This window comes from Pseudomonas corrugata, assembly GCF_050920615.1.
In the GTDB taxonomy this organism is placed as follows: Bacteria; Pseudomonadota; Gammaproteobacteria; order Pseudomonadales; family Pseudomonadaceae; genus Aquipseudomonas; species Aquipseudomonas corrugata.
This window is the reverse complement of record NZ_CP130434.1, coordinates 2,913,627-2,930,973: the sequence shown is the minus strand read 5'-3', so window position 1 is coordinate 2,930,973 and position 17,347 is coordinate 2,913,627. Positions and strand designations below refer to the sequence as shown.

Here is a 17,347-nt window from a genome sequence, read left to right as displayed (position 1 = left end):
GGACTCACCATGCCCAAGTACTTCGATCCGCACATTCATATGGTCAGCCGCACCACCGATGACTACCAGAACATGGCGGCCGCCGGCATCACCGGGGTCATCGAGCCGGCCTTCTGGCAGGGCCAGGCCAGGACCAGTGTCGGCAGTTTCATCGACTACTTCGACACCCTGCTGGGCTGGGAACGCTTTCGCGCCAGCATGTTCGGCATCCACCACTTCTGCACCATCGGCCTCAATCCCAAGGAAGCCAATGACCTGTCGATCGCCAACGAAGTGCTGGAGATCCTGCCGCGCTACCTGATGAAAGACGGCGTGGTCGCGGTCGGTGAAATCGGCTATGACGACATCACGCCGGAAGAGGATCGCTTCCTCGCCGCACAACTGGAACTGGCCCGCCAGCTCAATCTGCCGGTACTGGTGCACACCCCGCATCGCGACAAGATCGGTGGTACCAAGCGAACCCTGGCTGTCATTCGTGAAGTCGGGATTGCCGAGCACCTGGTGATCATCGACCACCTCAACGAGTTGACCCTGCCCCTGGTGCTGGATACCGACTGCTGGCGCGGCCATTCCATCTACCCCAATACCAAGATGTCGGAACAACGCATGGTCGCCCTGCTGCAGCAGTACGGCACCGAGAAAATGGTGGTCAACAGCGCCGCCGACTGGGGCATCAGCGACCCGCTGAAGGTGCCGAAAACCGGCCAGGCCATGTTGGCGGCCGGCTTCAGTGAAACGCAAGTCGAGCAGGTGCTGTTCCACAACCCGGTGGACTTCTTTGCCCAGAGCGGCCAATTGGACAAGGCCCTGGTCAGCACCCCGTTGCCCATCGACCAGCGTCGGCAGTGGCAGGAAAACTCCGCCCTGCGCGGCCAGGAACCGGTGATCAAATGAACGCCGACACCGGTTGGCAGCCCGCGCAGGTCGGCTATTGCAGCAACGTGCACCCGACCCGGGACCTGGCCGGGCTGCGGTCTTCCATCGAGCAGCATTTCAAGGGTGTGCGCACGTTGCGCAGGCTCGACGAACAGGACAGCGGCCTGTGGATCAGCGCTCTCGCCGCCGCCGAACTGCAACAAGCGTCGGCGCGCATGGACTTTCTGAACCTGCTGCGATGCAGCGGGCTGCGCCTGACCTCGCTCAACGGTTTTCCCTACGGCCAGTTTCATCACGCCGCGGTGAAGGCCGAGGTCTACCTGCCCAATTGGGCCGACCCGAAGCGGCTGGTGTACAGCCTGAACCTGGCGAGGATCCTTGCCGAAGCCTTGCCGGCGGACTGCTGCCAGGGGGTAATTTCCACCGTGCCACTGGGGTACACCGCCCACTGGAACGCAATCTTGCACCGGCGCGCCGAGCATCAGTTGCGCCAACTCACGGCCTCGCTGCACAGGCTGCATCAGGAGACCGGCAAGAAGATCGTGTTCTGCCTGGAGATGGAACCGGACTGTGTGCTGGAACACACCGACCAGGCCATCGCCTTCTTCCACCGCCTGCAGGCCAGCGATCCGCACCATGATCATCTGGCGCTGTGTTTTGACGTGTGCCACCAGGCCGTGGTCTTCGAGGACTGTTATCAGTCACTGGATAAGCTGCGCCAGGCGCGGGTGCCCGTGGGCAAGATCCAGCTGTCCAACGCCTTGATCTGCCAACTGCCCCAGGATGTCGAGCGCCGCGAACAGGTCCTCAAGACCCTGGGCGATTTTGCCGAAGCCACCTACCTGCATCAGGTGAAAGCCCGCGACGGGCAGGATCGTCTATCGGCCTGGGCAGACCTCCCCGCCGCCCTCGACGAATGCGCGAGGAACCCCGGGCAACACCCCGAGTTGCGGATCCATTTCCACGTTCCGCTGTTCAGCGAGCACTTGCTGCTGCCTGAACTCAGCGGCAGCCAGATCGCCCTGGCACAGACCTTCGATTTTCTCGCCGGCCACGAGGATTTCCGTCCGGTACTGGAAGTGGAAACCTACAGCTGGGGCGTCCTGCCCGAGCAGATGCGACCCACCACCGCCCATGCCCAGCTCCAGGGCATCGCCAGGGAACTGCGCTGGGTCGAAGAGCAACTGCGCCAACGGCAACTGCTGCAACCCCAAGCGCCGGAGGCGTATGCCAATGCCCGCTGAGCGCCCGCGCCAACCGCTGCTGCTGATCAACGTGGTAGGGCTGACCCCAGCGCTGCTGGGCGCGTCGACGCCACACATCAATGCCCTGCTGAAGACGGCCAAGATGGCGACCCTGCAACCGGTGTTCCCGGCCGTCACCTCGTCGGTGCAAGCCTCGATCCTCACCGGGCTTGCACCCTCTGAACACGGCATTGTCGGCAACGGCTGGTATTTTCGCGACCAGGCCGAAGTACGTTTCTGGCTGCAGCCCAACGCCCTGATCCAGGGTGAAAAGGTCTGGCACGCGCTCAAGCGCCGGCTGCCGGGGTTTCGCTGCAGCCAGTTGTTCTGGTGGTACAACATGTACGCGGACGTGGACGCCGCCATCACCCCGCGCCCGCACTATCCCGCCGATGGTCGCAAGATGTTCGGCCTGTATTCGGCACCGCCCACGTTGCATGAACGTATCGAACAGCAGATCGGCGAGTTCCCCTTCCCAGCCTTCTGGGGACCGGCCGCCGGCATCGCGTCGAGCCGCTGGATCGTCGACTGTGCCATCGTCGAATTCGCCATCAACCGTCCCGATCTGCAGTTGATCTACCTGCCTCACCTGGACTACAGCCTGCAACGCCTGGGCCCTGATCATCCGTCGATTGCGGGGGAAGTGCGTGCCATCGACAGTGAGGTGGGTCGTCTGCTGGACTTTGCCCAGGCGCAAGGCGCAGCGGTGATGTTGCTCTCCGAATACGGCATTGAGGCTGTCCGCCAATCGGTGTCCATCAACCGCTTGTTGCGCTCGGAAGGGTTATTGCAGGTCCGGCAATCCCTGAGCTGGGAACTGCTCGACCCCGGCGCCAGTGCCGCGTTCGCCGTCGCCGATCATCAGATCGCCCATGTCTATGTGAAACAGGCGCAGGACATTCCTCGGGTCAAGGCGCTGCTGCTGCGCCAACCCGGCATCGAGCAGGTGCTGGATAAAGCCGAACAACGGGCCTGGCACCTGGACCATCCGCGCAGCGGTGAGCTGGTGGTCGTGGCCGAGCCGGGGCATTGGTTCGATTATTACTACTGGTTCGACGACCGCAAGGCGCCTGACTTTGCCCGCACCGTGGACATCCACCGCAAGCCGGGCTACGACCCGCTGGAGCTGTTCATCGACCCGGCCATTCGTTTCCCAAAACTGAAAGTGGCGCGGCGCCTGCTGCAGAAGAAGCTCGGTTTTCGCTACTACATGGACCTGATTCCACTGGACACCGGACTGGTTCGCGGCAGCCATGGACGCCTGCCCGACAGCGAGCTCAACGGCCCGCTGCTCATCACCAATTGTGATCTGCCATTGCCCCAGCAGCTTGCGGCCACGGCGGTGAAACAACTGCTCCTGGAACACTTCCTGGGGCGCCCTCACACCGACACGGCCAATGCCAAGGAGCTTCCATGCGGCGAGCCATTTCCATCACAGTTCTGAGTGCCCTGGCCGGTTTGGCCCAGGCCGAGAACACCGGCCCCTTCAACTGCGACAAATTCCTGCAGTTCGGAACGAACGTCGACCAGACCCGATCCGCGTTCAACACCAGTCCCGAAAACATGGCCTGGAACTGGTTCGTCTGTTTGAACCAGTCCGACGCCAACGGCTACAACCGTCAGTGGGAGTTGTTCAAACCTTCCGATCAGGTCTATCTGGCCAATGGCGCCAACCCCGGCTCGTATTACAGCCGCATGAAACTACCGGATGAGGTGATCAGGCAAGCCCGAGCCCTGGGGCTGAACTCGAATCGTCTGCTGCATAACCTCAACGCCGTGCAGCAGGTCGACGGCCTGAGCCTGGAAATGGGTGGCAAAGCCGTGCCTGAGGCACAAAAAGGTCACGTCGTGCGCTTTCAACTGCTGATGGGCCAGGACACCTACGACTACATCGTCAAAAACAACGTCTACAACGTGGATGGTCAAGCGGCCCTGACGAGCAACCTGAACTTTCCGGCCACGGCCTGGGAGTTGAAAGCCTCCTGGCTGTGGATCGGCACGGACGCGAACTACAAGACGCAGCTGGAAAAAGATGGCTACTACGTGGCCCAGGCCTACTACGCCGTGGGCTCCAGTTATCAGGTCGGTTATGCGGCGTTGAGTGGTTTGCATGTCGTCAACAAGCTGGACGCCAACTGGGTCTGGACCACCTTCGAAAACATCAATAACCACAAGTACACCGTGACCAAGGGCAAGCCACCCAAGCCGATGACAAACCTCACCGGGCCGACACCGGATGCCATACCGGTCAATGCCCGGTTCCAGGCCAGTAACCCGGCGCTGTCGAAGTACGAGCTGATCGGCGTGGAATTCCAACCGATTACCCAGGTCCTGGCGAACTCGCAGCTGGAATCGGCATTCCAGGACTCATCGTCCTGCCTGGCCTGCCACAGCACCGCCGCCTACTCGAAGAACGACGGCTACTTCAATTTCGCCATCCCGAGCTCAGGGGGCCTCACCTACCCCACTGCACCGCTGCCGGACAAAGCCTTCAACGGCTACAACAAGCTGGATTTTGTCTGGTCGCTGAAACGCGCCCAGTGGAAACGCTAAGGAGAGCACGACATGAGCGTATTGAATTTCCCCCGCATCTACCTCAACGGCGAGATGTTCTGGAATCCGCCGACGGCCAACAACAACGATATGTTCCCGCTGTATGACGCAGTAAACATGGACATCAACTGGCCGTTCATGCAGCACTTCGGCATCGACAACAACAACGCCCCCGACACACTGATGCCATGGACCCTCTCGACGCAGCACATGGCTAACATGCCGACCTATGTGCAGCAGGTGCCCGGCAATATCAATCCAAAGCATGACCCCTACATGCCCGCCGAATGGGATCTGTTCGGCGACAACGGTTGCGGCCTGGTGAACTACGGGAAAACCACCTCGACCGTCATCGGCGGCGAATTGCAGGCCAATACCTACATCGACCATGATTCGCTGGTCGGCAAGCCATACCAACTGCTCGGCAGCCCCCTGGGCAGCTCTGCCCCGACTCCGGCGCGCTTCGTGGACATCAGTCCATGGCAGAACACGTTCACGGCGTTGTATTTCGACAAACTGGTGCTGGGGGACGGGTCCTGCGGCCTGACGCTGAACCGCAAGTACCGGATGATGGACCGCTTCCTGAACTTCAGTTGGGGCGCCCTGGGTGGGCTGGTGAATGTCAGCACCACCTGGCAGACCTGCTTCCCCAAGGAGAATCTGGAATGGCTGATCGGCAACTCATCCCTGCTGAACAACCTCCAGCAGCAGATGAAGCAGCAAGGGGCGCAGGGCCTGATGTTCCGGTTTTCCGCCTACCTGACCTGCTACGACAAGAACGGGATATTCAACGATTACCCGCAGCGCCTCAACACCCGTTCCAACAACCCGGAAGTCATGGCGCATGTGCGCGAGCTGTACAAGAAGGGCTTGGACAACGTCAACCAGATTTTCTTCAACCCCGCCTACAGCCGCACCTCGGCGGTGCTGGGCCTGTGGTTCGCCAACGAATACCCCACCGCCCCCGCCGGGCTGCGCCTGGTGCCCAACCAGCCAGTGACGATGACTCAACCGGGGCAGGATGATCAAAGTGCGAGTTTGGGGGTGATCTCGGCGCAGTTCACCGGCAACGTCCTGTCACTGGACCTGAGCAACACGTTTCCATGCTATCCGGTGAACCCCGACGCCGACATCCTCGTTCCAGAGAAATTCAACTCCGGCAGCTACCTGCTGGGCGTCCGCCAGCAAGGGCGATTCACCGCAGCGGCCGGCTTCGGTTTCGAGCAATACCAGCAATCGGCCTTCGAAAAACGTTCGGGCATCCTCGACCTCGTCCTCAGCTCCAATGCCAAGGGAGTACTGCAATCCGGCCCCCTACTCCTGCAACAGCGCAACGCGGCCCCAACCCCTTCGATAATGGCCGCCCATCAGCAACAGTGGACCGCCGAAGTGATCGAGAGCGGCAGCTTCATCGACGTCGGTGAGCGCAAGATAATGAGCATCATGGTGCAGAAAAATGGTCAGCCAGCCGCCAACACCACGTTGTATGTAGCGGAGTATGGCAATCCCTTCATGGTCACCAGCAGCAACTATTACCTGGCATTCAGCAACGCAGCCGACTTCACCCTGTTCTACGACAACCCGCCGGACCGCAGCAAGAACACGGCCAATCTGCCGCAGTTCACCGATGCGGCTACGGTCGACCTCTATCGCAGCACCGGCAGCGGTCGCCAGCTGACCGACCTGCAGGACGTGACCCAACCCGTGGGCAACCCGGTCTTTTATCAAGACTTCCTCAAACATTCCGGCGCACCGGTCGCCGTCGACCTGCGCCCCTGCCTGGATCTCGAGAAGGGTCACACTGGCACCGGTACACTGCAGGACACGAAGGCCAGCAGCATCCGTTATTCCTACGCCGTCATCACCACCAACGCCCAAGGCATCGCCCAGATAGGCTACCGGGCAGTGGCGCCGGGCTTCCCCACCCTGCGCTTCTTCGTGCAGGAGAACGGCAAAAATCCGGTCATTCCCTTCAGCTTCCCGATCACCCAGACCTTCGTCGACTTCCTTGCGCCGATACGGGTCCTGCCCGTGGACATGAAGTTGCAAGAGGACTTCATCAGCGCCTGGAATGGCATGTGTACCTCCACGGACGCCCCGGAAAAGATATGGAACACGTTCATCTTTCCAAAGGTCCTGCAAACCTTCTATTACCTGTACCCCATCATGAACAAGTACATGCCGCTCGATTCCCGCACGCGCGTAGAGGGCGCCGTCGATCAGTTGATCATATTGATCAGCAAGGAGAACCAGGATGAGAGCACCCTGGCGATGCCCATCACCCGCGACCTGTCACAAAGCCGCCGCGCCGTACTGGAGCTGTGGGCCAAACGCCTGGTGAAGCTCAACTTTCCGCCCAAGACTCTCAGCATGAGTGACTACAACGGCCTTTGACAATTTCACCCAGGATCACCGGGTGGCAAGCCCGCCACCCGGCAATTCACAGGAGTGTCGATATGAAAGCCAGCATTTTGAACCGACTGTTGCTACTGATCCTGTTGTTCAGTCCGGGGCTTTTTGCCCAGGACAGCGGTGCGGTTTACTTCACCATGGGGGTGCATAACACCGAAGGCTGTAACGAACAGAACGGCAACTGCATCGCCAAACGCGCACCGGGCGACCCTTCCGATCCGTTTTTCCCGGCGTTCTGGATCAGCGACTGGACCATGTACCGAGTGATGCACAACTACGAGAAGAACCCGCCGCCCTATAGCAACCCACCCACCACCCTCGTTCCGGCGGACTACACCGTCTCCCGGGGCACCAGCTACTACGACACTACTTACATCCCGCCGGATGGTGACGGCTTCGGCGCGATGATGGAGCACTACGAGAAATACTGCCTGCCGATCTTCCCGATCAAGAACAACAACTACACCTGCTCCTTCGTGTCCCTGGGCAACAAGGCGTACTTCCTGACCTATCCGCAGGATCGCCCCAAGGACATGCCAGCCTGCTGCATGTTCTCGCCGATGAACCATCCGCCGCGGCAGGATTTCATCCAGCACCTGCCCTACAGCGCCGCGCGCAGCCAGAACCTCAATGGCAGCGTGCAGGCCTATGCCCTGGACCTCGACTCACCGCAGGGGCCGATCCTGTTCGGCTACGCCTTTTACAAGCAGATGTCGGGACAACCGCCCTACCGGCATCCGCAGTCGTTCTATTTTTCCGGTGACGCCAGCGTCGCCAATGCGCCCATCGTCAGCCAGAACTACACCAACTTCCGCATCGCCAAGCCCGACCCGGCCCAGACCTGGGCACAGGTGGCTGCCATGTGCCCATCGAATCCGCCGCCCTGCCAGTTGTTCGAGCCCCCGGCTTCGCAGAGCAACGGCCAGAAGGCGCAGTGGAACAGGCTGATGCAGCGCAGGCCCTGAAAACTCACAAGGATATGCAAGGGGTATGCGGCAAGGAGACTGTGGCGAGGGCGCTTGCTCCCTTGCCACAACAAACTTCCTCGCCGCCAGTGAATCGACTCAAGACGAAGGATTGCCATGAAAACGTTCATCCTGATATTGCTGGGGATCGCCAGTCTGCCGGCCCTGGCTTTGAACCAGACCCGCGACCAGAGCACACCGACACAGGCCAGCACCCTGAATTGTCAGCCCCCCACCACGGCGCCCGCCGCCAACGCCAGCCAGGACCTGTTCGATCAGTACAGCTGGCAGATGTTCATCGCCATGAACTGGCCCGCCCAGCACGGGCAGCGCGGTGATCCCGACTGCAGCAAACAGCCAGGCGACGCCGGCTACACCGTCTGGCAAACCTACAAGACCGTGGAGGAAATCTTCCTGCCGCAGGGGGCGAATCCGGGCCCCTGGAATACCCCGCAGAAAGCCAAGAGCCTGGGCATCATCAACATTGCGGCATTGAAGAACAGCAGCCAGGTGAACGCCGTCGACCAGGCCGTCGGCGGTTGGCTGATCGACCAGGCTGGCAACCCGACCTACTACGATATTTCGGCCAACGAGAACTCCTACGACTACATCGTCAACAACCAGTACTACAACGCCGATGTCGTCTCCAAGGCCAACAACATCAGCTTTCCCAACGGCGTCATCGAGATCAAGTCGAGCTGGCGCATCCTGACCACCAGCGACAATGCCAGCCGCTACCTGACCCAGCTCGCCCGCGTCGCCACGTTCGATGACCAGGGCCAACGCACCGGCGTCACCGAGGCCTACCTGGGTCTGGTGGGCCTGCACATCATCACCAAGGTGAACGGCTATCCGCAGTGGATCTGGTCGACCTTCGAGCAGATCGACAACGTGCCGCCCAAGGCGCTGGTGCACGGTCAGTGGGTCGACCAGCCTGCAACGGGCATGGCCTATTCGTACTTCAACGCCAGCGCACCCGCCGCCAGCCTCAACCAGTCGCCCTGTGACTGGCAGACCCAAGGCGCACACCTGGTCTGCGTGCCCAAGTCCGGCACCACATTCCAGACCCCGAACCCATTGAACCGGGTCACACCGATTGCCGAGGTCACCGACAAGGTAAACGCTGATTACCGCAGCAACCCCGACCTGCAGAAAAGCGTGTTGAAGTACTACCAACTCATCACCACCCAACGCCCGTTGATGCCGGACAACCCCAGTAACCCCCTGGGCCAGCCGACCCCGTCGCTTTCGGCCAACGTGACCATGGAAAGCTACATCCAGCCCAACAGCAGTTGCATGAACTGCCACTCCATGGCGACGCCGGTCAAGAGCCCCTACAAGTCCGATTTCTCCTACCTGTTCAAATTCGCCAATTCGCCGGTCATCAAATCCATCAAGGACGAGGAATAAATCATGAGCATCCTGAACGGACCTCGACTGAATTTCTGGGGCGGCATCCGCACCGACGTCAGCCTGCCGAACAACTCCCCCACCATCCCCTTCGATGGCAACGACAACTGGCCGCTCTTCGACCTGACCACCTCGACCCTGGCACCGGGCGCGCAGTCCTACACCGATGACCAGTTGAACGACATGATCAACGCCCCCAACGGTGACTACTACACCGCCGGCGGCTGGAATCACTACGGGCAGCACGTCGTCGACATGCAGAACGCCTTGATCAGCTCCCAAGGGATACCGGGCGGCATCAGCACCACCGGCGACCTGGTGGGCCAGCCGGTCTACCTGCTTGGCTCGGTGGATCCGGTAACGGGCCAGGCGCCCGTCTCCGGCCCGATGATGGTGGACCTGGACCCCACCGGCACCACGACCACACAGATCTTCGTCGGTGGTCTGCAAATCGGCGGCAACAGCGACATCCAGCTGTTGATTCACAGCAATACCGTGTGCAGCAGCTTTGACGTGGCCGGGCGTGTGTTACTGCCGAAGAAGATGGATTCACCAGGCTCCTTTCACGCCAGCGGCACGTTCCAATTGACCTTTCCCCTGAGCAGCATCGTCAGCTGGAACACGAACAGCGCCGGCCTGCGCGCGATCATCCAGGCGCCGGGGGCAACGGGGATCGTCCTGCGTTTCGTCATGTTCGAAATGTGCCCGACGATGACCACCGAGCAACTGGACGCCGACTACGCAGCCGGCCGATACACCCCCAACCCGAGCATCGGCCGGGTCATCGGCACGCTGGCCCCAGCCTTCGCCGACGAGCCGCTGAGCTGCCAGCCGGGCCGGCAACTGGTCAACCAGGACACGGGGAATGCCGGCTATGCCGACCTGGGCAATGGCAACGGTTACCTGAGCATCGACATGGTGAATGTCATTCCGAAGGAAACCTTCCGCGCCGTCAGGGACGACATCACCAGCCCCATCGGGCCCAACGCCAATTACGGCCCCGTCACCATCAGTGCCGGCACCACCACCCTGGCCACCCTGGACCCGACCAGCAGTCCGTTAGTGAACTACTACGTGTACGGCGGCATCGTCGACCTGCCCATGACCGCCAGCCAGATACAAGCGGTGCAGACCAGCGCCCTGGCGATCAACGCCCCCGGCACAGTCGCCGACACCACCTTGCAGGCCACTGAATCGACCTATCGTCTGTATGCCGACCAGCGCAACGTCTACCTGGAGGACTACCCCAATGGCCTGTCGATTACCCTGCAGATCCGGTACCTGGGCGGGCCGGTGCCCAGCGCCACGGAAATCGGCGTGAAGGCGTCGGCGACCGCGGCCTATGTTCTGCCAAAATACTGGGATTTCCTTGATTTCCCCGACTCGCTGACTGTCAACGCCGGCCAGCTTGCCGTCAGCTTCCCCGTCACCGTCAAGCAGGCCAGTGCCGCCCAGGCGGGTTTCGTCACGCTGACCTGCACCGTCAATGGCGTGGACAGCAGCGCCTACTTCAGCAACTTCCGCAAATACGCCCAGACCGATTTCGGCATCCCCCAGGGCACCACCATCACCTGGCCGCTGATGTACCCCAACGTCCTGCGCTTTCACTACCTGGCCTTCCCCGCCATGTCGCGCTACATCCCGCTGAACCAGCCCGACGCGATCATGGGCGCCAAGAATCCCATCCTGGCGCGGACGTCGGATGCCTACAAAGGCACCACCTTGTTCATGCCCGTGGTGCGCTCGATGTCGCCCTGCCAGCGGGCGCTGCTGCGGGCCTACCTCACCGGTGAGCCGTGGCAACCGCCGCAGTGATCGTCCCCATCCTTCATGACGGAGAGAAGCTTCATGCCTATTCATATTCCTGCGCGGCCCAGCGAAAGCCTGCGCCCGAGTACGATCATTGCCGAAGGCCTGTTGAACCCTCGCGGCGTCTGCGTGCGGGCCGATGGCAGCCTGCTGCTGGTGGAGGCCGGCTCCGGCCTGCCGGAACAGACCTTCAGCGGTCGCATCAGTCGCCTGCGACCCGATCCCCACCGGCCCGGCGCCTACCTGCCCCGTGAAACCCTGGCGGATGGGTTTCGCGCCATGAACATGCAGGTACGTATGCTGCGTGATGAAATCATGGGGCTGTCGGACGTGGCCTGCGGAGATGGCCGTTATCTGGTGAGTCAGACCGATTACGTCGAAGGCTCCAAGCTGCTGGACCTGCAATTCACACCGCCCGAACCGGTGTTTCGCAGCCGTGGCAATCTCAATGCCCTGTGCTACCACCCCTCTCGCCGCAGTTGGCTGGCGGTCAAGCCTGATACCAATCAGTTGGTGGAGTTCGTCGACGGCCAGGACGAGCGGGTATTGGTCCAGTTGCCTGAGCTGGACCAGGGCCAGGAAGCCGTGCCCGTGACGTTGGTGTATGAACCGGCGACAGACGCTGTGCTGATCAGCCTGTTCTCCGGCGAACGGCAAGGCGACCCCGCGCGCAAAGGCATCGACTTCGTCGACAAGGCAGGTCAGGTGATCCGGGTCCATCCCGGTAGCAGGCAGATCGAGCGACTGATCGATGGGCTGCAACTGCCGACAGGCCTGGCGCTGTGCCCGGCTGGAAACGTGCTGGTGCTGGAGCTCTGCGACCGCCTGCAACAGCCCCTGCTGCCGGACTGGAACGGCGAACCGCTGCATGGCGGCTTCACCCGGTTCACCGGTCGACTGTTGAGCTGCAACCTGCAGACCGCCCAGGTCACCGTGCTCGCCCAAGGCCTGGATACCCCGTCCAACCTGTGTGTAGTGGAAGATGCCGTTCTGGTGAGCGAAGGCATGGGCCTGACCGGACGTCGACTGCCCACGCCCGACGGCCATGTCGTCCCGCTCAGCGGCAGGCTTCGGCGGGTACAGCTTTAACGACTCGGGAACATTGTGGTAGCAGGATCTACGAGGTGACGCGGAAGAGTTGTGTGCGAGCCTGCTCGCGATGACGGCGGCACAGCCGACATCCCCGCAAGCTGACCCACCGCTATCGCGAGCAGGCTCGCTCCCACCCTGGTTTCGGGGTACGCAGCATCTGCATACGCCGCCCAACCCTGTGGGAGCCGGGCTTGCCCGCGAAGACGGCAGTACAGTCAACATCAATGCAAGTTGCCCCACCGCTTTCGCGAGCAAGGCCCGCTCCCACTCTGATCTCGGTCTGCTCACAACATCGGGGAAATGCCCCCAGTCCCTGTGGGAGCGAGCCTGCTCGCGATGACGGAGGCACAGTCAACATCAATGCAAGCTGATCCACCGCCATCGCGAGCAAGCTCGATCCCACATTGGATTAGGGTGTACGCGGCATTTGCATACGCCATCGGCCCTATGGGCAATGGATGGCTTGATCGAAAGCCCCCCATGCATCGGGATTCGATGCGTGAGCGGCGCCCCTCAAGACACAGGAATCACTTCGCCGTAGCCGCTTCCTCGATCAACCGGGCCACCGGTTCCGGGTGGGACACCATCACCACATGGGAAGCCCCCTTGACCACCTTCACATCCCTCGCATCGGCGCGCTTGGCCATGAACGCCATGGCTTGCGGTGGAATGTTCTTGTCCTTGTCGCCGTAGATGTACCAGGACGGAATGTGTTTCCAGGCCGGTGTGCCCGCCTGCTCATTCAATGCCGCCTCGGTCACCGGACGCTGGTTTGCCGCCATCAACGCGGCCTGTGCGGCAGGAACGTCGGCGGCGAACTGGTCATGGAACTTGCCCTGCTGGATGTACAGGTCCTTGCCGCCATCGGCCAATGGGACAGGCACCGCCAGGGTCGGGCCGAGGGTGCTGCCGGGGAACTTCCCGGCCAGCCCGGCGACGGTTTCGCCCGCCTCGGGCGCGAAGGCGCTGACGTAGACCAGTGCCTTTACGTTGGCGTGGTCGTTGGCCGCTTCACTGATGACGTTGCCGCCATAGGAGTGGCCGACCAGCACCACCGGCGTCTGAATACTGCCCAACAGCGCCGAAACCGCAGCGCCATCACCCTTCACACTGCGCAAAGGGTTGGCAGCGGACACCACCGTGTAGCCATCCTTCTCGAGGATTTTCACCACGCCATTCCAGCTCGACGCATCGGCAAAGGCGCCGTGCACGAGAACGACGGTGGGTTTTGCAATCTGCGCCGAGGCGTCGGCACCGATGATCAGACCAGCCGTGCAGGCCAGTGCGGCAATGATTTTTTTCATGGAAAACTCCTTGGTTGCCTGGGTTATGGAGCGAAACGCGTAAAAACGAAATCGTGGTTCTGCACCCGCGCCTGGTGGCAGGCGAAACAGGTCTGGTGTTGGGCTTCATCGGCGGGCTTGCCGTTGATAAAACGTCCGAACCCCCAGCCGCCGGTCGACGCATATTTCTTCGAGTCCTTGACCATCACCTGGACGGTGGTGGCCGCTCCAGGAATCGAGGCCGGCTCGAACTCCGGTGACTGCACGTGCTTCCAGGCCAACTTCATCAGGACCGTCCCCTCGGGGAACGGCAGCGTCGAATCCTGGTAAGCCTTGATGGCCCGGTCATTGCCCAGCACCGCTCGAAGCTCGTTCAGTGGCTCGGCTTCTTGCGCCGGCGCGATCAGCGCCCACTGGCGATAGCCATCGGGAAGCTTCACCCCATAGATCGGTGAAACCTCACCGCTGCCGGTATCACCCAAGGCGAGACCGGTGGTGATCAACGCCGCCGACGCAACAGCGGCGGATGCCGCCAGATGCTTGAGTTTCATTGTTGTTTTCCCTCGTACCGAGTCAGAGATGATCGGCATCGATCACGGCTTGGGCGAAGGCTTGCGGGGCCTCCTGTGGCAAGTTGTGACCGACACCGCCACTGATCAGCCGATACTCGTACTTGCCGGTGAAACGCTTGGCATAGGCCTCGGCAGGTGGGTGCGGCGCACCATTGGCATCGCCTTCAAGGGTGATCGTCGGCACGCCAATGGACGGGAACGCCGCCAGTTTCTTCTCCAGCGCGTCGTACTTGGCCTCGCCCTTGATCAGGCCCAGGCGCCAGCGGTAGTTGAAGATCGATACCGGGACGTGATCGGGGTTCTGCAAGGCGGCTGCGCTGCGGTCATAGGTCGCGTCGTCGAAGTCCCACTTCGGCGAGGCGAGTTTCCAGATCAGCTTGGCGAAGTCATGGGTGTTCTTTTCATAGCCCAGGCGACCACGCTCGGTCGCAAAGTAGAACTGGTACCACCACTGCAACTCGGCGGCCGGCGGCAACGGTGTCTTGCCGGCCTCCTGGCTGCCGATCAGGTAGCCACTCACCGCCACCAATGCCTTCACCCGCTCCGGCCACAACGCCGCGACGATGTCGGCAGTGCGAGCGCCCCAGTCATAGCCGCCGAGAACGGCCTGCTTGATGTGCAGCGCGTCCATGAAGTCGATCAAGTCGCTGGCCAGCGCCGCAGGCTGGCCGTTACGCACGGTCTTGGCCGACAGAAAACGGGTATCGCCATAACCCCGCGCATAGGGAATCAGCACGCGATAGCCCTTCTGGGCCAGCGCTGGCGCCACATCGGTGTAGCTATGGATGTCGTAGGGCCAACCGTGCAGCAGGATGACCACCGGCCCATCGGCGGGGCCGACTTCGGCGTAGGAAACGTCCAGCAAACCTGCCTTGACGTGCTTTAACGGGCCGAACGAAGTGTTGGTTCCCGGCGTAATGGCACCGATAGTACCGGCCGGCACCTCGGCAGCGCTGGCCTGTGACGAGGTCACGGCCAGGGCGCCCAATTGCATCATGGCGACCGCCAGGAGAGCCGGCGCGAGCAGACGCCGGCGCCGTGGTTTGGAGGTGTGGTTCAACAGGGTCGTAGTCATGGTGAGTCTCCCTTGCGAACCGCCGCTCGGCGGTTGCGAGTTGTGAAATCGAAAGTGTCTGCCGGACGTACGGCGGTGCCGGATTATTTCGCCGCCGCACGCAGTGGCCGGAATGCTTCACGCAGTTCTTCGCTGAATAGCTGAGGCTGCTCCCAGGCGGCGAAGTGGCCGCCCTTGCTGACTTCGTTGAAGTAGGACAGCGACGGATAGGCGCGCTGTGCCCAGGTCTTGGGCGCCTGATAGATTTCGTGCGGGAACACGGTGATCGCCACCGGCACCTTGATATCCGTGGTCTTCTGCGCGGCCGCGCTGAAGTTATTGTTGTTGTTCTCCCAATAGAAACGGGAGGACGACGCGCCGGTGTCGGTCAGCCAATAGAGACTGATGTCATCGAGCATTTCATCGCGGCTGAGCACGCGTTCAGGCTTGCCGTCACTGTCGGTCCAGGCCGCGAATTTCTCGTACATCCACGCCGCCGTGCCTGTGGGCGAGTCGGCCAGCAGGTAGCCGAGGGTCTGCGGCCGGGTCACCATCATCGCGCCGTAGGCCGCGTTACGACCGAAGAACGTACTCAGGGAGGTGTAGGCCCGGCGTTCCGGATCGGTCAGCCCGGCGGGTGCCGGATCACCGCTGTTGATCGGCTTCACCAGCTCCGGCGGCACGGTGGCCGGCATGTTCAGGTGGATGCCCAGCAACCCGGGCGGCGCCAGACGGCCCAGCGCATCGGAAATCACCGAGCCATGATCGCCGCCCTGGGACACGTAATGGCTGTAGCCCAGGCGCTTCATCAGCACGTCCCAGGCCTTCGCCACCCGGTCGGGGCCCCAACCCAATTCGGTCGGCTTGCCGGAAAAGCCATGGCCGGGAATCGACGGGATGATCACATCGAAAGCATCTTCCGCACGGCCACCGTAAGCGGTTGGGTCGGTGAGCGGGCCGATGGTCTTGAGGAATTCGAACTGGGAACCCGGCCAACCATGGGTAAGGATCAGCGGCATGGCGTTGGGGTGGCGCGAACGCACGTGGATGAACTGAATGTCGACGCCATCGATGGTGGTGATGAACTCCGGCAAGGCATTGAGCTTGGCCTCGGCCTTGCGCCAGTCATAACCATCGCCCCAGTAGTTCACCAGCGCCTGGACCTGGGCCAGTTGCACGCCCTGGGAGACGTCGTTGACGGTTTCCTTGTCGGGCCAGCGGGTGGTCGCGATGCGTTTGCGCAATTCGGTCAACTGCGCTTCATCGACGTGAATGCGGTACGGGCGAATAGCCTCCGACCCGGCCGGTGCGGCACTGGCGGTGGGGTTGTCAGCAGCCAGTGTGACGCCACTGCCGGCAAACAGGGCAAGACCGACCACGCTGACGAGGGCGGATGACGCCAGACAGCGTTGCCAGGTAAAAGCGGAAGAAGCTGCTTGCATGGTGGTTCTCCTTTTGACTAATCGGCTCAAGCAGCTCGATCAAACCATCGCGATGCCCCATGGAGGATTGCACCATGGTGTCGGTCGATACCTAGGTATGACGTGCGCGGTTTCGTGTGCTGTCTCGACGTGGGTCATTTAAGGACGGACAGGTATCGCGGATGTGTCAGCAACGGCTCGTAAAGAAACAGTCCGTATCGACAGGGGGGTGGGATACACAGAGATACATTGGAGCTAAGCCACGGAACTGTGGGAGCGGGCTTGCTCGCGAAGGGTGGCACATTCAACATGGATGCAAGCTGACCCACCGCTATCGCGAGCAGGCTCGCTCCCACAGGGGATTTGGGGTGGGCATGAGTTCTGTGGGCAATTCGGACAACCCATGTGGGAGCGAGCCTGCTCGCGATGACGGTGGCACATTCAACATGGATGCATGCTGACCCACCGCTTTCGCGAGCAAGCCCGCTCCCACAGAGGATTTTGGGGGGGCATGATTTTTGTGGGCAATTCGGACAACCCATGTGGGAGCGAGCCTGCTCGCGATGAAGGTGGCACATTCAACATGGACGCATGCTGACCCACCGCTTTCGCGAGCAAGCCCGCTCCCACAGAGGACCTGGGGGTGGGCTTGACTG

13 protein-coding genes are annotated in these 17,347 nt (G+C 61.7%); 9 read left to right on the top strand and 4 right to left on the bottom strand.

Annotated elements, in window-relative coordinates; genetic code table 11:
* Positions 1-9 precede the first annotated feature (9 nt).
* From QZH45_RS13300 to QZH45_RS13260, 9 genes are all read left to right on the top strand, one after another.
* The gene (locus QZH45_RS13300) at positions 10-894 is read left to right on the top strand and encodes a TatD family hydrolase (RefSeq protein WP_024781156.1); all 885 of its coding nucleotides are present in this window, start codon (positions 10-12) and stop codon (positions 892-894) included.
* Positions 891-2,120, top strand: coding sequence for a metabolite traffic protein EboE (gene eboE / locus QZH45_RS13295; protein WP_053193303.1), 1,230 nt, complete (start codon positions 891-893; stop codon positions 2,118-2,120). Before QZH45_RS13300 ends, eboE begins: the two co-directional genes overlap by 4 nt.
* The gene (locus tag QZH45_RS13290) at positions 2,110-3,564 is read left to right on the top strand and encodes an alkaline phosphatase family protein (RefSeq protein ID WP_069018153.1); all 1,455 of its coding nucleotides are present in this window, start codon (positions 2,110-2,112) and stop codon (positions 3,562-3,564) included. Before eboE ends, QZH45_RS13290 begins: the two co-directional genes overlap by 11 nt.
* Positions 3,534-4,673 (top strand): hypothetical protein, encoded by a 1,140-nt coding sequence (locus QZH45_RS13285; protein ID WP_024781159.1) that lies wholly within the window; start codon positions 3,534-3,536, stop codon positions 4,671-4,673. The genes QZH45_RS13290 and QZH45_RS13285 overlap by 31 nt, the downstream gene beginning before the upstream one ends.
* Before the next feature lie 12 nt (positions 4,674-4,685).
* Complete coding sequence (locus QZH45_RS13280) at positions 4,686-7,067, top strand: hypothetical protein (RefSeq protein WP_055135976.1); 2,382 nt, start codon at positions 4,686-4,688, stop codon at positions 7,065-7,067.
* A gap of 62 nt (positions 7,068-7,129) precedes the next feature.
* Complete coding sequence (locus tag QZH45_RS13275; RefSeq protein WP_024781161.1) at positions 7,130-8,050, top strand: hypothetical protein; 921 nt, start codon at positions 7,130-7,132, stop codon at positions 8,048-8,050.
* Positions 8,051-8,167: 117 nt separating this feature from the next.
* Positions 8,168-9,460, top strand: a complete 1,293-nt coding sequence (locus QZH45_RS13270) for a hypothetical protein (RefSeq protein WP_055135975.1) — start codon at positions 8,168-8,170, stop codon at positions 9,458-9,460.
* A 3-nt stretch (positions 9,461-9,463) separates the two neighbouring features.
* On the top strand, positions 9,464-11,275 hold the full coding sequence (locus QZH45_RS13265) for a hypothetical protein (protein ID WP_055135974.1): 1,812 nt from the start codon (positions 9,464-9,466) through the stop codon (positions 11,273-11,275).
* Positions 11,276-11,308: 33 nt separating this feature from the next.
* Positions 11,309-12,358 carry a hypothetical protein gene (locus tag QZH45_RS13260; protein WP_055135973.1) on the top strand — a complete coding sequence of 350 codons (1,050 nt, stop codon included), beginning with the start codon at positions 11,309-11,311 and terminating at the stop codon, positions 12,356-12,358.
* Positions 12,359-12,888: 530 nt separating this feature from the next.
* On the opposite strand, the gene QZH45_RS13255 is transcribed toward QZH45_RS13260, so the two are convergent.
* The 4 genes from QZH45_RS13255 to QZH45_RS13240 all read right to left on the bottom strand — a co-directional run bounded on the left by QZH45_RS13255 (position 12,889) and on the right by QZH45_RS13240 (position 16,712).
* The gene (locus QZH45_RS13255; RefSeq protein ID WP_055135869.1) at positions 12,889-13,665 is read right to left on the bottom strand and encodes an alpha/beta fold hydrolase; all 777 of its coding nucleotides are present in this window, start codon (positions 13,663-13,665) and stop codon (positions 12,889-12,891) included.
* Between the two features lie 23 nt (positions 13,666-13,688).
* Positions 13,689-14,195, bottom strand: a complete 507-nt coding sequence (locus tag QZH45_RS13250; RefSeq protein WP_055135868.1) for a cytochrome P460 family protein — start codon at positions 14,193-14,195, stop codon at positions 13,689-13,691.
* 22 nt (positions 14,196-14,217) lie between these two features.
* Entirely contained in the window at positions 14,218-15,291 is a 1,074-nt protein-coding gene (locus QZH45_RS13245; RefSeq protein ID WP_024779837.1) for an alpha/beta fold hydrolase, read from the bottom strand.
* 83 nt (positions 15,292-15,374) lie between these two features.
* The gene (locus QZH45_RS13240) at positions 15,375-16,712 is read right to left on the bottom strand and encodes an epoxide hydrolase family protein (RefSeq protein WP_055135867.1); all 1,338 of its coding nucleotides are present in this window, start codon (positions 16,710-16,712) and stop codon (positions 15,375-15,377) included.
* Between the last annotated feature and the right edge of the window lie 635 nt (positions 16,713-17,347).

Excerpts from the sequence above, each read along its gene's own strand:
- QZH45_RS13300 (WP_024781156.1), top strand. The coding sequence starts at position 10 with ATGCCCAAGTACTTCGATCCGCACATTCATATGGTCAGCCGCACCACC.
- eboE (WP_053193303.1), top strand. The coding sequence starts at position 891 with ATGAACGCCGACACCGGTTGGCAGCCCGCGCAGGTCGGCTATTGCAGC.
- QZH45_RS13290 (WP_069018153.1), top strand. The coding sequence starts at position 2,110 with ATGCCCGCTGAGCGCCCGCGCCAACCGCTGCTGCTGATCAACGTGGTA.
- QZH45_RS13285 (WP_024781159.1), top strand. The coding sequence starts at position 3,534 with ATGCGGCGAGCCATTTCCATCACAGTTCTGAGTGCCCTGGCCGGTTTG.
- QZH45_RS13280 (WP_055135976.1), top strand. The coding sequence starts at position 4,686 with ATGAGCGTATTGAATTTCCCCCGCATCTACCTCAACGGCGAGATGTTC.
- QZH45_RS13275 (WP_024781161.1), top strand. The coding sequence starts at position 7,130 with ATGAAAGCCAGCATTTTGAACCGACTGTTGCTACTGATCCTGTTGTTC.
- QZH45_RS13270 (WP_055135975.1), top strand. The coding sequence starts at position 8,168 with ATGAAAACGTTCATCCTGATATTGCTGGGGATCGCCAGTCTGCCGGCC.
- QZH45_RS13265 (WP_055135974.1), top strand. The coding sequence starts at position 9,464 with ATGAGCATCCTGAACGGACCTCGACTGAATTTCTGGGGCGGCATCCGC.
- QZH45_RS13260 (WP_055135973.1), top strand. The coding sequence starts at position 11,309 with ATGCCTATTCATATTCCTGCGCGGCCCAGCGAAAGCCTGCGCCCGAGT.
- QZH45_RS13255 (WP_055135869.1), bottom strand. The coding sequence starts at position 13,665 with ATGAAAAAAATCATTGCCGCACTGGCCTGCACGGCTGGTCTGATCATC.
- QZH45_RS13250 (WP_055135868.1), bottom strand. The coding sequence starts at position 14,195 with ATGAAACTCAAGCATCTGGCGGCATCCGCCGCTGTTGCGTCGGCGGCG.
- QZH45_RS13245 (WP_024779837.1), bottom strand. The coding sequence starts at position 15,291 with ATGACTACGACCCTGTTGAACCACACCTCCAAACCACGGCGCCGGCGT.
- QZH45_RS13240 (WP_055135867.1), bottom strand. The coding sequence starts at position 16,712 with ATGCAAGCAGCTTCTTCCGCTTTTACCTGGCAACGCTGTCTGGCGTCA.